General features: G+C 69.8%; 11 protein-coding genes and 1 tRNA gene. 3 read left to right on the top strand and 9 right to left on the bottom strand.

From position 1 onward, the window contains the following. Nucleotides 1-49 precede the first annotated feature (49 nt). Entirely contained in the window at nt 50-409 is a 360-nt protein-coding gene (locus tag VM840_00740) for a hypothetical protein (GenBank protein HVL80101.1), read from the bottom strand. 23 nt (nt 410-432) lie between these two features. Then, on the bottom strand, nt 433-2,295 hold the full coding sequence (locus tag VM840_00735) for a HAMP domain-containing sensor histidine kinase (protein HVL80100.1): 1,863 nt from the start codon (nt 2,293-2,295) through the stop codon (nt 433-435). 125 nt (nt 2,296-2,420) lie between these two features. On the opposite strand from VM840_00735, the gene VM840_00730 reads away from it, so the two are divergent. Next, a tRNA-Met gene (locus VM840_00730) sits at nt 2,421-2,497 on the top strand. Nucleotides 2,498-2,642: 145 nt separating this feature from the next. Here VM840_00730 and VM840_00725 read toward each other — a convergent pair. Both VM840_00725 and VM840_00720 read right to left on the bottom strand, forming a co-directional pair. Beyond that, nucleotides 2,643-3,047, bottom strand: a complete 405-nt coding sequence (locus VM840_00725) for a nuclear transport factor 2 family protein (GenBank protein HVL80099.1) — start codon at nt 3,045-3,047, stop codon at nt 2,643-2,645. A gap of 304 nt (nt 3,048-3,351) precedes the next feature. Continuing rightward, entirely contained in the window at nt 3,352-4,752 is a 1,401-nt protein-coding gene (locus tag VM840_00720; GenBank protein ID HVL80098.1) for a serine hydrolase domain-containing protein, read from the bottom strand. A gap of 151 nt (nt 4,753-4,903) precedes the next feature. Here VM840_00720 and VM840_00715 point away from each other — a divergent pair, with 151 nt between their 5' ends. After that, nucleotides 4,904-5,509 (top strand): NAD(P)H-dependent oxidoreductase, encoded by a 606-nt coding sequence (locus VM840_00715; GenBank protein ID HVL80097.1) that lies wholly within the window; start codon nt 4,904-4,906, stop codon nt 5,507-5,509. Here the strand turns inward: VM840_00715 and VM840_00710 are convergent. Then, nucleotides 5,506-6,840 carry a family 1 glycosylhydrolase gene (locus tag VM840_00710; protein ID HVL80096.1) on the bottom strand — a complete coding sequence of 445 codons (1,335 nt, stop codon included), beginning with the start codon at nt 6,838-6,840 and terminating at the stop codon, nt 5,506-5,508. The two genes, VM840_00715 and VM840_00710, sit on opposite strands and share 4 nt — an antisense overlap. Before the next feature lie 104 nt (nt 6,841-6,944). Here VM840_00710 and glf point away from each other — a divergent pair, with 104 nt between their 5' ends. After that, the gene (gene glf, locus VM840_00705) at nt 6,945-9,263 is read left to right on the top strand and encodes a UDP-galactopyranose mutase (GenBank protein ID HVL80095.1); all 2,319 of its coding nucleotides are present in this window, start codon (nt 6,945-6,947) and stop codon (nt 9,261-9,263) included. Between the two features lie 4 nt (nt 9,264-9,267). Here glf and VM840_00700 read toward each other — a convergent pair whose 3' ends face one another. The 4 genes from VM840_00700 to VM840_00685 all read right to left on the bottom strand — a co-directional run. Beyond that, complete coding sequence (locus VM840_00700) at nt 9,268-10,227, bottom strand: hypothetical protein (protein ID HVL80094.1); 960 nt, start codon at nt 10,225-10,227, stop codon at nt 9,268-9,270. Continuing rightward, on the bottom strand, nt 10,224-13,130 hold the full coding sequence (locus VM840_00695) for an MFS transporter (protein HVL80093.1): 2,907 nt from the start codon (nt 13,128-13,130) through the stop codon (nt 10,224-10,226). The genes VM840_00700 and VM840_00695 overlap by 4 nt, the downstream gene beginning before the upstream one ends. After that, nucleotides 13,127-15,460, bottom strand: coding sequence for an ABC transporter permease (locus VM840_00690; GenBank protein HVL80092.1), 2,334 nt, complete (start codon nt 15,458-15,460; stop codon nt 13,127-13,129). The genes VM840_00695 and VM840_00690 overlap by 4 nt, the downstream gene beginning before the upstream one ends. Further along, nucleotides 15,457-16,865 (bottom strand): hypothetical protein (locus VM840_00685; protein HVL80091.1); only part of this gene is annotated, 1,409 nt, incomplete at its 5' end. The genes VM840_00685 and VM840_00690, both read right to left, overlap by 4 nt.

Here is a 16,865-nt window from a genome sequence, read left to right as displayed (position 1 = left end):
CATCCTAGGGAGGGAGGGAGGGAGCCTACCGGCTCCCTCCCGTCCGAGGCTATGGGCAGGTCGTCCCCTGGCCCTTGTTCCAGTCGCCGCTGCTCGAGCAGCCGACGCTCACGCCGGCCGGCCCGGCCTTCACGACGACGTAGCCGCTCGAGAGGTCCGGGTTCGACTCGGACCCGTCGGCGAGGACGTAGCCGTTGCCGCTCGAGTCGATCTCGCCACCGGCGAAACCGTTCCCGCCGCAGACGAAGAGGTACCCACCGCTCGTGTCACCGCCGTAGAAGACCGTGGTCTCCGAGCAGCTGTTGCGGTGGTTGCCCTCATCGTCGAGATGGTCGTCCGCGAGGGCCGGTCCGGCTCCCAGGACGCCGGCCGCCAGGACGGCGACCGCCAACGTTGCCAGCTTGCGCATGTACCCCTCCCTCAACCGATGTCTCAACTGAGAGAGGGTTTCGACGAGCGGGCGGCGGAGTCCTCCCGTGGACGTCGAGCCGGGGTGGCGTCGTCGCGCTCCGGGCCGATCTCGAGGCCGGGCGGCGGATCTGCGGTCGCCAGCAGCACCCGGAAGCTGGAACCCCCTCCCGGGAGATCCTCGACCCACGCCCGTCCCCCGTGCATCTCGGCGAACCGGGCGACGAGCGCCAAGCCGATGCCGGTCCCAGGCGCGTGAGAGGGGCCGCCGATCTGGACGAACGGCTCGAAGATCCGCTCCCGCAGCTCGGGACGGACCCCGGGACCGTCGTCGTCCACGCTTATCAGGACGCCCCCCTCGACCAGCCGCGACGAGATGCGTATCTCCGTCCCTGGAGGCGTGTGCTTCACGGCGTTGGCGACGAGATTCTCGATGATCCGTTCGGCACGAGCAGGGTCGACGTCCGCCGTGCACGGGGCATCGACGACGACCGGACGGCCCCCGGTGTTCAGCGTCTCGAGCACCCGCAGGACGAGCGCCTCGATGTCGGTCGCGCGGCGCCGGGGCTCGATGATGCCCCGGCCGAGCCGGTCGAGGTCGAGCAGGTCGGTGAGCAGCTCCTCGAGCCTGTACGCGTTCTTCTCCAGACGCTGGCCGATCTCCGACATCCTGTCCGGGTCGCGCTGCAGCTGTGGATGGCGCAGGGTCGAGGCGAGCCCTATCACCACGGTGAGGGGTGTCCGCAGCTCGTGGGAGACGGCGGCGAGCATCGAGTCCTTCATCTGATCGATCGCGCGCATCCGCTCGGCAGCCTCCCGCTCGCGCCGCAGCGCGGAGACGAGCGCGTCTTCGGCCAGCCTGCGCCCAGTCACGTCCTGCGCGGTCCCGAAGACTCCCGATACGCGTCCGGAGGCGGGGTCGGTCACGGCCTGACCGACCGCTCGCATCCATCGGACCGTGCCGTCCCCCGCCACCACCCTGTGCTCGAGGTCGTACCTGCCCGCCTGTTCCACGGCCTCCCGGAACGCAGCTGCGGTTCGCGCCCGGTCGTCGGCGTGCACGTACGAGAGAGCCGCCTCCAGGGACAGCTCCCCGAACGGACGATGCCCGTACAGCCGCGCCAGCTCGCTCGAGCAGATGACCTGATCCGAGTCGGGGTCCCAGTACCAGGTGCCGAGGCCGAGGAGGTCCCGCGTGGTCTGCTCGGCGGCCCGGCGCAGCCAACGGTGGCGCAGACGTCGCGGTGGCGCGACCGCGAGGTAGAGCAGAGGGAGGATGGGCAGCATCAGCGCTTGAGACGTCGCGATGAGCCGCGGTCCGCGCGAGAGGCCGGGGCCGATCGCGAGCGTCCATACGACCACGACGATCAGGCCGAGGATGCCCCCCGCCATCAACCGCAGACGCGCGCGCTCCATCGGCGGAGGGGTCCGGCTGTGGGTCCAGAACCTCAGGACCGGCTCCCCCGCGCAGAGCGCCCACAACCCGATGAAGGCGTCGACGATCGTCCCCTGGACCGGGGTGAGCGGCGCCCCCGGTGCCAGGGGGAGGTGTGCGGCGACGAGAGCCGCCACTCCGCCCGCGGTCCCGATCCATGCCGCACCGCGGACCCACCGGCGCAGGGGCACGACCGAGTGCCGGTACTCGAGGATGGCCAGCCCTGACCCCGCGAAGGCGCTCGCGGACAACCACGCCACCGGTCGCCACCGGTAGCCGCCCCACGCCTGCGCCTGGACCGCCACCGCCACGATCGCGAGACAGCCCAGTGCCGCCGCGAGGAGGGCCCGGTCGCGGGAGGGACGCAGGCGCCAGTCGCGGAGGCCGAGGACCGCCACGGCCGCGAAGGCCGCGGCCGACGCCCACTGGAGGAGATCTGCGTTCTGGACCATGTGTCCTCACCGTAGGTGCGGTCCACGTAGGTCTCCATGGCCCGACCGGGCCACTCGGGGGGTCGCATCGGGGGAGCCCCCCCGTCTGAAGCGTGCCGCCCGTTGGGCTATACTCGCTCTCGCGACGCGGGGTGGAGCAGTCAGGTAGCTCGCCGGGCTCATAACCCGGAGGTCGCAGGTTCAAATCCTGCCCCCGCTACCAGGTAAGGTCAGATCAGAGGCCCCCCGGGCATCACCTGGGGGGCCTTTGCTGTGCCCGGCTCTTCGCACCCTCCCCCATCGCGCCTTCGAGGCAGAGACCCGTCCCGCGCGTCCGCGGCCGCCCCCCGGGCGGCCGGCGACCCGACCTATGGGAGGAAACCCGTCAGCGCCGCGGTATCGAAGTAGTCGCGCTCAGCGGTGACGAGGCCATCAGGCCCGAACTCGAAGATCCAGACCGCGGGGATCTCGATACGTGATCGACCTGCGGGGGCTCCCCGCGGATCGGCCGAGCTCGTGCTCGTTGCTCGGAGGACCACTTCGGCGACGACTCGCGGTCCGCCGCTCGTCATCGACCTGACCTCGACCTCTATGTCCGAGAACGACTCGAACAGCGCGTCCTCGTTCTCACGTATCGCTTCCCGGCCCCGGACCGGCTCAGGCTCGAGGGGATGCTCGAGCACCGCGTCCTCTGCGAACCTCGCGACGTAGTGATCAGCATCCCCGCGCCGGATGGCGTTGATGATCGCCTCGACCGTCTCCAGGTTGTCCATCGGCCGTCCTCCCGTGAATGATCGGCGAGTGTCCCGTGGGCTGCCAGGGTAGCGTCCTCGATGCGGGGGCGGTGCCGTCGATGCATCGGTTGGGATTCGGCGCGACGGCATCTCCGGCGCCGGTTGGCCCGTCCGGTGCGTCGCGCACCCGAGAACACCACAGGGCGCCATCCGCGGATGGGGACGGGAGCCCGGCCCGACGGATGGCGGGTCCTGGGTCGCATCCGACCACGGGATGCCATCGGCGTCCCCCGGGACCTCCCCTGGCACACGAGAGGCGGCTGATGGACGTGGGAGCCGGTCCCTAGGTGGACGCCGGCTCCGCGACCCGCGTGGCCATGCGGCCTCCCACGTGCACCCCGGTCACCCGTCCGGACCCGTCCCGCGCGAAGTAGCCCTGCATCCCCTTCGCCGGACCGTCCGTGACGACGTAGCGGTCGCCGTCCGGCAGCAGACCGAGGCGGAAGGGCGGCTGCTCGGGCACCTCCTCGCCCGCCTCCCTCAGCTGCGCGGCCGTCTCCGGTTTGATCTCCACCTTGAGCAGGAGCCCGCCGCGGTCCGCGACCAGCTCCGCTGTGACCGCGATCGTCTCGTACGTCCCGGCGTACTGCTGCAGATCGGCATCGGCGAGCTGGACGGGTTCCGGCTCCCGCTGCTTCACGCCCAGCGCGGTCTCGAGGGCCCACCGGACGACCTCGTCGTTGAACACGGAGCCGTTGGGGGCGCTGTTGGTCATGCTGATGATCGCGAAGTCGCGCTCCGGGACCATGAGGAAAGCGGAGAGCTGTCCGTTCATGGTGCCGCCGTGGCCCACCGTCCGGACCCCGTCCACGTCGCGGATCAACCACGAGATCCCGACGTGGTCCCCCAGCGCGCTGCCTCGCATGTCCGCGGTCGGTGTCTGCATCCGCTTGAGCGACTCCTCCGTCAGGATCCGGGTGCCGTCGGGAGCCCGTCCGTCGCCGAGATGGAACCGGGCCCACGCGATCTGGTCGGCGGCGTTCGCGGATATCCCACCGGCCGGGTTCCCGCCCCGGGGCAGCGCCCACGGGCGGGCCACCCTGATCGAGCCGTCCGGCTCGTTGCGATGGCCCACGACGAACCTGCGGGTCATGATCTCGTTGGGGAAGAAGTAGGAGCTCGTGAGGGCGAGAGGCTCCAGGAGCAGGTCGCGGATCGCCTGCTCGAACGTCGTCCCCGTCACCTTCTCGATGACGCGTCCCGCCAGGCTCAAGGACGCGTTGTTGTACGAGACCGTGCTGCCGAGGGGTGTGACCTGCTCGATATCGGCCATCAGCGCGACGTAGCGTTCGAGCGCGTCGTCGCCGTCTCCCGTGCCCGTCATGAGGTCTCCCGCCCACCCGGCGGTGTGGTTCAGCAGGTGGAGGACGGTCACGTCGCGCGCGACCTGCTCGTCGCGCAAGCGCAGCTCCGGCACGTACGTACGGACCGGCGCGTCGAGGTCGACGAGTCCCTGCTCGACCAGCCGCATGACGGCCGTGGCCGTGAAGGTCTTGCCGGTCGACCCGAACTGGAAGAGCGTGTGCTCGTCCACCGGCAGCGGGTTCTCGACGCTCGTGACACCGTGGAACGCGTAGCCCTCCGCCCCCGCCTGGTAGATGCCCACCGCGACCCCGGGGACCTGGTGACGCTCTGCAGCCTCGGCTACCCATCCACGGAGGGCGTCCGTCGAGATCTCGCTCATCTGTCTCCCTCTCGTTCGCTTCGCCTCTCGATGGGAGCCTAACGTCGGGACGCACGTCCCCCATCGTCTGCCGCGCCGAAAGCGAAGCGTCGGATCGGTGTCCGGCCACCACGGTCGCTTGGCATCCCCCCGCCCCGGGTAGGGGCGGGGCATGACGATCAGGATCGTCGGACTGGGCGGATCGCTCAAGACCGACTCCACCAGCCTCGCCGCGCTCAAGGTCGCCCTCGAGGGCGCCTCCGAGGCCGGGGCGGAGACGGAGCTCCTCTCCGTGCGAGAGCTCGATCTGCCGCTGTTCTCACCGGAGGTCGCGCCGACCCGCGACGCGCGGCGCCTGGCCGATGCGGTCGCGGGAGCGGACGGCCTGATCTGGTCGAGCCCCCTCTACCACGGGTCGGTCTCCGGATCGTTCAAGAACGCGGTGGACTGGCTGCAGCTCCTCTCCGACCGCGACCCTCCGTACCTGTCCCACAAGGTCGTCGGGCTGGTCGCGACGGCGGGCGGGGTCCAGGGGTTGCAGGCCGTCAACACCATGGAGTTCGTCGTGCGCGCACTGCGCGGCTGGGCGGTCCCGCTGGTGATCCCGGTGGCGCGCGCGTGGGAGGCGTTCGACGGAGGTGAGGCCGTGGACGACGGTGTGATCCGCCAGCTCACCGGGCTGGGAGCGGAGGTCGTGGGGGCCGCGGCCCGGTTCTCGACCGACGGATCGTTCGATGGCCGGCTCGTGCAGACCGGTCCGTCGCGGACCCGCGCCTAGCCGGCGTCGGCCGCCTCGACGATCCGCAGCTCCATCCTGAGGCTCGGATCCTCCTCGCAGGAGTCCGGCTCCTCCGGGGGATCGATCCAGTCCCAGTGCCGCATGTGCGGCAGGTAACCCTCCAGCCACGTCGATACGGGCGGACGGAACCGGTACGCGGGCAGCTCGGCCGCTGACGCGCCGCGCACGACCTGCTTGAACGCGCGGGACATCACCGACTCGCGGCGGTCCAGGTGCTCGTCGAGCCACCAGACCCCCACGGGGTCGACGTTGCCCTCGCAGCGGTACAGCAGGGAGTCCCAGTCGCAGGAGTCGATCGAGGGGAACCAGCAGTAGCCGTCGATCTCCACTCCTCGCGTCTGAGCGATCTCGCACTGCTCGAGGGTGTACCTGAGCCAGCTGGCCCGGTCCGACGCATACCCGCGGATATTCGTCTCCGAGAGCATGCACGGTCTCCCGTAGCGGTCGGCGTACTCCTCTATCAGCTCGTGCAAGGGGGGCGGCGACGGGGTCGGCACGCTGCCTCGGTGCTCGGAGTGGAACGACCACTGGCAGTGCGCGTAGTAGTCGAGTCCGAGTACGTCGATGTGCCCGGGCTCGATGTCGAACAGGTCCTCGCCCCCGGCCCGCACGACACGTTCGAGGAAGGGCCGCCGCGCGTCGAGCGCGTGCCCGAGGAACGTGTCGATGACGAAGAAGCGTCGGTCGTTCGCCACCTCGACGAAGACGTCCCCCGCCGGACCGGCGGAGGTGTGCCTCTCGCACGCGTCGATCCATACATGGCGCCCGTCGGGCAGGAGGTCTCGATACATCCGGCTGGCCTCGGCGACGGCGGGGAGGACGTTGCGCACCATGGCGATGAAGCTCTGCAGGCCCTTGGTGTAGGGAGGCCACAGTCCTTCGTGGGAGCAGAGGAAGAGGGTCGAGAACGGCTCGTTGAACAGGGTGTAGTCGGGCACCCACGGGTAACGCTCCGCGAAGGCCTCGACGTACCTCATATAGGCGTCCCGGAAGCCCGGCTCGGCGAAGCCCCTTTCGAGCCAGCGCGGGTAGCTGGTGTGGTGCACGAGATCGACGACGGGCCGCATCCCCAGTTCCTGCATCCGTCCGAGGATGGCGTCGGTCTCCCGCCAGTCGTGCACGCCGGGCTCCCGCTCCACCCGGTGCCACCGGATCGGATACCGCAGTCGGCGGACCCCTGCGCCGTAGAGCATGGCCAGGTCCTCCGACCACCGCTGGATGTGCTCCGTCGTCTCGGCGACGTCGACGTCGAGGTGCGGCTGGAACGTCGACTCGAACGAGCCGAGCATCTCGATCCTGCTCGTGTGCAAGTACGACCTCTTCGTCGGGTTGCGCGAGCCCTACCCCAGGTCGGCGGGGGCGAAACGATGCCACCTAAGGTTTCGTGGCGGAAGGCGACGGGCATCTCTCGGCCATGCTCGGCCACGGATTCGACCTGCTCTGCGTGTCGCACCTGCGTTGGGGTTTCGTCTACCAGCGGCCACAGCACCTGATGTCCCGCTGTGCGCGGCAGCGGCGCGTGTTCTACGTCGAGGAGCCCGTGTTCGACGAGGGTCCAGCCTGGCTGGAGGTCCGTCAGGAGGCGGGCAAGCTGTGGGTCGCCGTCCCTCACCTCGCCACCGGGACGCCCGCCGACGAGGCCATCGCAGAGCAGGCACGCCTGCTCGACGAGCTCATCGACGAACGAGGCCTCGAGCGCTACGTGTTGTGGATGTACACACCGATGGCCGTGCCCTTCACCTCGCACCTGGACCCAGCGGCCATCGTCTACGACTGCATGGACGAGCTGTCCGCGTTCTCCCTGGCTCCCGCCGATTTGGCCGCGAACGAGCAGCGGCTCTTCGAGATGGCCGACCTCGTCTTCACGGGGGGCCGCAGCCTCTACGAGGCGAAGCGCGACAGACATAACAGCGTCTTCATGTTCCCGAGCGGCGTCGACGCGACGCACTTCCGCGCGGCCCGTGAAGAGCAACCGGACCCCGCGGACCAGGCCGACATCCCCCACCCGCGTCTCGGCTTCTACGGGGTCGTCGACGAACGCATGGACCTGGAACTGCTGCGCGAGCTCGCGGACGCGCGACCGGAGCTGCACCTGGTCATCGTCGGACCCGTCGTGAAGATCGACGAGGCGGACCTCCCGCAGCGCGACAACATCCACTACCTGGGAGGCAAGACCTACGACGAGCTCCCGCGGTACGCAGCCGGCTGGGACGCGGCGATGATGCCGTTCGCGCTGAACGAGTCGACCCGGTTCATCAGTCCCACGAAGACGCCCGAGTACCTGGCGTCGGGGCTCCCGGTCGTGTCGACGCCGATCTCCGACGTCGTCCACTCGTACTCCGACCTGTCGATGGTTCGGATAGCCAGCGACGCGGCCGGCTTCTCGCGGGCCGCCTCCGAGCTGATGGAGGCCGATCACAGCGCGGGTCTGGCCAAGGTGGACGAGCGGCTGGACCGCGACTCCTGGGATCGCACCTGGGACCGCATGGGCCATCTGATCGAGGGCGTCCTGAGCGTGCAGCGATCGAACGGACACGATCGCGCCTTGACCTCGGTCGAGGAGCACGCTCCCCCCCGCGGCTTCGACTACATGATCGTCGGTGCGGGCTTCGCGGGCAGCGTGGTGGCCGAGCGCCTCGCCTCCCAGGGGGGACGCTCGGTCCTCATCGTGGAGAAGCGCAACCACATCGGTGGCAACGCCTTCGACCACTTCAACGCCGACGGGATCCTGGTCCATCGCTACGGACCGCACATCTTCCACACCAACGCCGACGACGTCTTCCATCACCTGTCGGCCTTCACCTCTTGGCGGCAGTACCAGCACCGGGTGCTCGCGTCCGTGGACGGCCGGCTCGTTCCGATCCCGATCAACCTGGACACGATCAACGAGCTGTACGGACTCAGCCTGACCTCGGCCGAGGTCGAGGACTTCTTCGCCTCGGTGGCCGAGCCCGTCGAGCAGGTCCGGACGAGCGAGGACGTGGTCGTGAGCCGGGTCGGACGCGAGCTCTACGAGAAGTTCTTCCGCGACTACACGCGCAAGCAGTGGGGGATGGACCCCTCCGAGCTCGACGCTTCGGTCACCTCCCGCGTGCCCGTCCGTACGAATCGCGACCCGCGCTACTTCACCGACAAGCACCAGGCGATGCCCGAGCACGGGTACACCCGCATGTTCGAGCGGATGCTGGACGACCGCCGGATCAAGGTGATGCTCAACACCGACTTCCGCGAGGTGCGAGGCCTGATCCCGCACGGAGAGGTCGTCTACACGGGCCCGGTGGACGAGTTCTTCGACCACAGGTACGGACGGCTCCCCTACCGCTCCCTGGAGTTCGTCTTCGAGACCCGCGACGTCGCACGGCATCAGCCCGCCGCGGTGATCAACTACCCGCGGGACTTCGACTACACGAGGGTCACGGAGTTCAAGTACCTGACCGGACAGGAGCACAGCAAGACGTCGCTCGTGTACGAGTACCCGCGCGCCGAGGGGGACCCCTACTACCCGGTGCCGAAGCCGGAGAACGCCGCGCTCTACCGGAGGTACAAGGCTCTCGCGGACGCGACGCCGGGCGTCCACTTCGTGGGCCGGCTCGCCACGTACAAGTACTACAACATGGACCAGGTGGTGGCCCAGGCCCTCTCCGTCGCCAAGAGATTGGTCGCACGCGGCACCACCGCGAGCAACGGGTCGCTCTCGGTCCTGAGCGAGAGCCCGGTGCGGCCCACGGCCTGATCGTTCACAGGCGGGGCGGCGGCCCCAGCCGGGGCCGGGCGAATCGACCCACCCCTCGCAGCTCGACGGACCCCGCTCCGGCGGCAGCGAGCGACGCTCCGCTCCCGTACCGCGCCATCGGTCCGAGCGCCCGAGGCGAGTGCGTGGCCTGGGTCAGGGTCCAGAGGTAGGCGAACACGAGGTTGAGCAGCAGGGCGGCAGCGAGGAGCCTCGCCCGGGAGCCTTCGAGCGGCGGGGAGACGGAAGGCCGCACCACACCCGGAACCGCCCTGGACGGTCCGGACGCGGGAGCCCGGTCGAGGGCGGGCGGCGGGAGGGTCGCCCCGAGGGGCAGGTCGAAGGGCGCGGAGGCGGACGTGACGGGGAGCGCGAACAGGGCGCCCGGGTCGAAGCCCTCGAACCCGTCCTCCTCGCCCGGGCCAGACCCGCCGTGCACGACCTCGATCGTGTCGCCCGTCGGAGGATCGAACGAGGCCTGGAAGACGGAGCCCGGGACCGGCTCGAGGACGATGTTCAGCATGCCCTCCCGGACCAGGCCCCCTGCGGGGATCCGAAGCTTCCCGTCGCTGACGGCGGCGAAGGCCAGCCCCTCCGAGCAGTTGGACGCGGGAGCGAACTGCAGGTCACCCCCCTGCTCGGGGGTCCAGATCACAGTCGCGACGCACGCCTGGACGGCCGGCTCCCCCTGGGCACTCGCCAGAGCGAGCGTGACCTCCCCTACGTGGGCGCCGGTCGGGAGCGTGAGCCTCAGCGCGGACACCCCGGCCGGGGCGGTCGGCTCCCCGGCCACGTAGAGCCCGCCCTCGGGGACAGTGGGAGCGGGCACGGTCACCCCTCCCGGCAGGGCCGGGCGGGCCCTGGACCACCATCCGTAGGCCTCGGGGGGGTCGGCCCCCGCGGGAGGGGCGAGGACGACCGCGAGCGAGACGACGACGGCGGAGGTGGCCCCGACCAGCCGCCTCACGCCGTGACCTTCCCCGACCGATTGATCGCCGAGATGTCACCGCCGAGGTACGACTCGACGACGCGGGGGTCCGCGATGACCTGCCGGGGCGCACCCTCCGCGATGACCGTGCCCAGCTCGAGAGCGAGCATGCGGTCGGAGATGTCCGTGATCAGCGGCATGTCGTGCTCGATGACCAACATGGCGCAGCCGGTCTCCGAGCGGATGCGGCGCAGCAGGGGGCCGAGCGCCTCGGTCTCCCGCTGCGCGATGCCCGAGGAAGGCTCGTCCAGGATCAGGACGGACGGATCGTGAGCGATCGCCATCGCCAGGTCGACGATCCTCCGCGACCCGGTGGAGAGCTCACCTACGAACTTGTCGCGGAACGCGCCCAGGTTCATCATCTCGATCAGGTCGTTGACGGTCCAAGCGATGTCGTCCTCCTGGTTGCGCACGTCCGGGAGCCCGAGCGCGGCGGCCAGGTGGTCCCTCACCTCGAGGTGCCTCTCCAGACTCATCGCCAGGTTCTCGGCCACCGTCATCGTCGGGAATATCCGGGCGTCCTGGAAGCTGCGGCCCAGACCCGCGAGCGCCCGGCGGTCGGCCCCCCACTCCGTGACGTCGAGACCCTGCAGGTAGAGACGCCCCGAGTCCTGCCGGAGGTGACCCGAGATCAGGTCGAAGACGGTCGTCTTCCCGGCGCCGTTGGGACCGATGATGCCCAGGATCTCGTTGGGGTACAGCACGAAGCTGACGTCGTTCACCGCGGTTATGCCGCCGAAGCGCTTCGTCAGGCCCCGGACGTCCAGGACCGGCTCGGCCACGGCGATCTCGAGCGTGGCGTCGGGATCGGGAGCCCGGCGCTCCCGCCTCCGGCCGTTGCCCCCGGCCGACGCCGCGCCCTCGAGGAAGACCGAGCGCAGGATGTCCTCGCGCTCGAGCAGCTGTTCGGTCGGACCTGAGAACCTGACCTCCCCCTTCTCGAGGAAGTACGCCCTCTCGGCCAGTGTGAGGGCCACGTTCACCGACTGCTCGACGACGATGATGGTCGTGCCGGCTTCGTTGATCCGCCGGACCATCTCGAGCAGCTGCTCGACGATCGTCGGAGCGAGACCGAGCGAGAGCTCGTCGATCATGAGGAGCTTCGGACGGGCGAGCAGCGCCATGCCGAGGCCCAGCATCTGCTGTTCGCCTCCCGACAGGTTCCCGGCCATCTGGTCCCATCGCTCACGGAGCCGGGGGAACGTCTCGAGCACCTCCTCGGTGGCCGCATCGACCCGGTCCTGCTCGTCTCCCATCAGCCATGCGGCGACCTTGAAGTGCTCGGCGACCGTGAGGGTCGGGAAGACGCTCTTCCCGCCCGGGATCTGGGAGATGCCGAGCTTCGCCGACTGCACCGCGTCGGTGTGGGTGATGTCCCGGCCGGCGTAGAAGATCGCTCCGCCGATCGGGTCGACGAGGCCTGTGATCGTCTTCAGCAGGGTCGACTTGCCTGCCCCGTTCGTGCCCAGCAGCGCGACGATCTCGCCCTCCCGCACCTGGAGATCCACGCCGAACAACACCTGCACCCCGTCGTAGGCGACGTCCACGCCGCGACAGGTGAGCAGGGCTTGCTCCCCCGTCTCCTCGAGCTCCCGGCGCAGGTTGACCGCCGTCTCCAGCGTCGCGGCCGCCTGGGCCACGTCCCGCGCGACGAACCGCCACGCCGAGTAGACTAGGGCGCCGCCCAGCATCAGCAGGACCGACAGGAGCGAGACCGCGACGCGGTACCCCGCCTCGGAGTCGCCGATGCTGGCGGTGAGCGGGGAGAGGAGCCCCCCCATCCCCAGGTAGACGATCGCCCAGGCGAACCCCTGCGAACGCACCCGGGGCGGGGCCACGAGGCCGACCAGCGGGAAGTAGTTCGGCTGGTAGGCGCCCAGACCGAGTCCTCCCACGAAGTTGAACGCGACCGACAGCGGCGCCCACGGGGCGAGCGACATCGCGAGCAGGCCCGACCCGAGCACGACGAACGAGAGCCCGTTGTAGCGAGCGAGCTGCTCCACCCGTCCGGCCGCCAGGGCCCGTCCGGCGATCCGCTGTCCGACGAAGAGGCCGATCAGCGTCCCGGCTCCCGACATGAAGACGACGAACCCCCGTCCCTGGCTCCCGAACCCGTACTCCCTCTCGAAGAACAGGGAGATGATCTGCGGGAGGGTTATCGCGCCTATGCCGAGCAGGAAGATGCCCGCCCACAGCCGGCGCAGCGTCCGGACGGCGAACAGCTGTCGCTTCGCTTCACCGAACGGAACGGGCTCGACCGTCTCGGCCGCCTCCCGGGCGAGGTCGCGATCGACGCTCTCGCCGCGGATCGGCTCGCGCAGCCTCGTCAGAGAGAGCACCAGCAGGAAGGTGGGCACCGAGAGCGCGATGAAGACGAACCTCCAGTCCCACGCCGATGCCAGCAGCCCGATCACCACCGCCGAACCGAGACCGAGGGGGTTGGCCATCCGGTGGAACGCGAAGACCTTCGGGTGCGCGTGAGGCTCGTACAGGTCGGCCAGCAGGCTCGAGTGCACGGGCTCGTTGATGATCCTCCCGAGTCCCGCTCCCAACCGCGCCAGGAACAGGACCGCGACGACGGGAGCCAGCCCGGTCAGGATCGTCATCGAGGCCCATGCGAGCGCGGCGATCCCCGACAGCCGGACCCGGCGGACCCGGTCGGCCAGGTACCCGATAGGGAGCGCAGCCATGAGCACCAGGACGGCGACCGTCGCGCCGATCAGCACGATCTGCTCGTCGGACAGCCCGAACTCGTTGCGGATCTCCGGCGTGAGGACACCGAACGCGACCCTGTCGAACTCGTCGACCAGGTTGAGCGCGAACAGGATCAACAGCGGGAGGACGGGTGCGCCTCCCGTGACGCCGCGGAGACGCGAACTCACCGCACCCGCTCCTGCGCCACGGTCTCGGCGGCCATAGCGCGAGCCCGTCCCTTGACACCCCGACGTGACGAGAAGTGCGGGTGGTCGAGCACCTCGTCGAGCGGGACGTCCTGCTCGCAGACCGGACAGACGACCACGTCGGTCCGCGCGTGCTCGAGCGTCTCCCCGAGCTCGGACATCAGCTCCGGCTCCTCAGCAGCGGGGCTGCCGTCCTCGTGCGTGAGCGTGTCCGCGACGAGGCTGGGGACGTGGATCCCGTGGCGCGCCGCGACCCACCGCAGGAAGCTGTCGCGCGCGCGGAAGCCGAGCTCGGAGAAGCCGCCGGGGAAGAACATGAGCAGGATCACCATCCCTACGCCCGTGGCGAGCAGGGACAGGAGGGGGATGTCTCGCAGCAGCGGGAAGCGCTCGAAGCTGATCAGGTAGACGGCTCCCGCCACGGCTCCGCCCACGTTCGTCAGCCCCCCGACGACGGTCATCGCGAAGACCTTGACACTGTTGAGAGGCGGGAAGGCGCCCGTGTCCACCGCGCCCTGCTGGTAGGCGAACAGCGCTCCCGCGACGGCGGCCATGAAACCGGAGATGGCGAACGCGGCGAGCCGGGTCCGGGCCGTGTTCACGCCGTAGGACTGAGCGGCCCGGACGTTCGTCCGCGAGGCGATCAGGATCCTCCCGGAACGGCTCGACCTGATCTGCCTGGCGACCACGACGGCGAGTCCGAGGAAGGCGAGGCAGACGTAGTAGAAGACGAGGTCGTTCCCCGTGTCGATCCGCCCGTACAACCAGGGCCGGTACACGTGCGTGCCCGGACGGGGGAGCAGCCATCCGAAGAAGTCGCGGTTGAGGACGAACGACTGGACGGCGAACGCGAAGGCCAGGGTGGTCACCGCCAGGAACAGCCCCTGGACCCGCAACGCCGGCAGCCCGATCAGGACAGCCGCCACAGCACCGGTGAGCCCGGCCAGCGCGAGCGTCGCGAAGAAGTCCCACTGGTGGTTGGCCGCGAGCCCCCCGGCCACGGCGGCGCCGAGCCCGACGAAAGCGAACTGACCGAGGCTGATCTGTCCCGCCCAGCCGGTGAGGATCACCAGGGACACCCCGATCATCGCGTAGATCAGGATCATCGATATGTCGTTGCGGAACAGGGGACCGACCGCGAACGGGAGCGCGAGCGTGCCGATCACGACGAGAGCCGCGACGGCGGCCCGGACGGCCACGACCTCTCTCACGTTCCGCAGCTCGGCCGGTATCGGGCGGAACTCCTTCACGTTCCGCCACGTGGATATCCCGGTGTCCCGCGCCCGGTCGCCGGCCGCACGCTGGACGAGCAGGGCGACCAGGATGATCGGCAGCATGGCTGCGTCGGCGAGGACGATCTGGCGCGTCGCGTAGTACACGGAGAGGTTGATCGCGCCGACCGCCATCCCGGCGAAGAAGGCGACCGGGAGCCTCTCCATCCTCGCTACGACGGCGGCGGTCAACGCATACAGGAGGACCGTCGGACCGACGATGGTGCCGAGCGACAATCCGACGAGCGGAGCTCGGAGGAAGATCCCGAACGCGGACAGCAGCGCAGCGAGCATCCACACGATGGTCGAGACGCGCGCGACCGGCACGCCGAGGAGCGCTGCCCGTTCGGCGTTCTCAGCAGACGCGCGAACGGCGATACCCAGCCGCGTGAGGCGCAAGAACGCGCCCAGGGCGGCGACGCAGGCCGCGACGACGACCACCGCGAAGACGTGGTCGCCCCGGAAGACCGTCCCTCCGAGCATGAACTCGACGCGCGCGAAGGGGGTCGGGAAGTCGGTCGGCGGGAGGACGTTGCCGGTCAGCCAGCGGGGGGTATGGAACTCGAAGTACGCCATGAGCTGCCCGACGCCGATCGTCACCACGGCGAGGATGAGTCGCGGCGCCTGCGAGAAGCGGCGGATGAAGAGGAACTCGACCGTCGCTCCCAGCGCGAGCGCGCTCACGATGAGGAAGAGCAGCGTCAGCGGGTAAGGCCATCCCATGCTCGTCAGGAGCAGCAGCGCGACGACAGCGGGCACGGCTCCCATGCCGGCCTGGGCGAAGTTGACCACCTGGTTCGCGCGGTAGACCAGGATCAGGCCGATGGCTATCAGCCCGTACAGCGCCCCGATGACCGCGCCGTACACGAGGATGCCCATCGGGAGCCGCCCGGGGAGGAGGAGGTTGAGGCCCACGCGCAGGAGCAGCGCTCCGGCCACGACCCGGATGGCGAGCCCGAGGCGAGGCGCCCGCCACGCAGCCAGGAGCGGCGCCGCGGGCGATGCCTCGAGGCGGTCCGCCAGGTCTCCCGTACGGCTCACTGCCTCGGCTCGCCCCCGGGCCAGCGGCCTACCTCGAAGCGGCGTCCACCCTCGAAGCTGATGTACGCTCCGCGCCCACCGTCGATCTTGGACGTCGCGCTCGGGTCCCAACGGGTGTGGCGTGAATCCTCGATCGCCGTGTAATCGCCGGGTCCGAACTTCACGAGGACCGAGGCCGGGTTGCGGGTGCGCTCCCAGCCGCCCGACGGCGGCAGGTTGAGCACACCGCGCTCGACGGTGGCCGGGTTGAGGTTCGGCCCCGCCATCTGGACCATCGAGGCGACGAGCGACATGTACGCGTACAGCAGGTTGGCGCCCGAGTACACGTTCGAGACGCCCACGTCCGCCGCGGCCTTCGCAGCGTCGCTCTCGCGGAACGGGATGGGCTCAGCGAGGTGGCCCGGTCCGAAGGCGTTCACCCACTGCGAGGTGTCGTACAGCCTGCCGAGCACGTCGTAGTCGATCAACCCGGAGCCGGCGAGCAGGTGCTCCGGGTAGTAGCGCTGCGACGTCGCCGCCGTCGTGAAGAAGCGAGGTCCGATGGGATCGGACAGCATGACGATGGTCGTGGCTCCCTCCTCCTGGAGCCGCTCCATCGCCGTCACCGCCGTCTGCTGGGCGCTGTAGATGTCCGACGGCGTCGTCTGGATCCCGGCCGCATCGTTGGGCCCACCGCACATCCCGCCCGTGACCATCGCGCGCAGGTCCTCCGCGTTCTTCTGGGTCGGAGGGAACCGCTGCGTGATGATGCCCAGCTTGCGTCGCCGGTTGTGCATCAGGGGATCGCCGGCCAACGTCGCGTTCTTCCCGGCCATCTTCTTGCACCAGTACTCGGCGACGTTGCGCGCCGTCCGCGTGCCGTCCATGAAGACATCCCAGTGGAAGGGCCGGCGCTGGGTGTTGAACTCGGAGGTGAAGTGCCACCCCCCGATGTTGACGACCCCGAGCTGGGTCCACTGGTCGAACAGCTCCCACTGCACGGTGGCCGTCGTGTAGAACATCGCGAACGGTCTGTGCTCCGCGTTCAACCGCCGGGCCTCGTCGCGGAAGCACGGCATGTCGGGCGGCGAGATCTCGCAGATCCCCTGGATCGCCACCCACTTGATCTTCCGGTTGTAGAACTCGTAGCGCTTCTCGAAGAACCTGGCGAAGGCGTCCTGCGCGTGCTTCTCCTCCTCGGGCGAGGACGCGAGCCCCTGGGAACGCAGGATGGTGTCCACCTGCGCGTTGGACCGAGGCCGGTACCGGATCACCGTGACCTCCTCCGCGGTGACCCCCTGATACGTGGCGCCTCCGTTGTCCCCCTGCCATCGGGGGACGCAGGGGGGCGAGGTGATCGTGACGTTCTGCTGGCGCTGTCCGTCGGGGGCACACTTGCTGCGGTCCTCGGTGAGCCGTCCCGGTC

The organism is Actinomycetota bacterium, assembly GCA_035540895.1.
Lineage (GTDB): Bacteria > Actinomycetota > JAICYB01 > JAICYB01 > JAICYB01 > DATLFR01.
The sequence above is the reverse complement of the archived record's forward strand: the minus strand, read 5'-3'. Positions and strand labels throughout refer to the sequence as shown.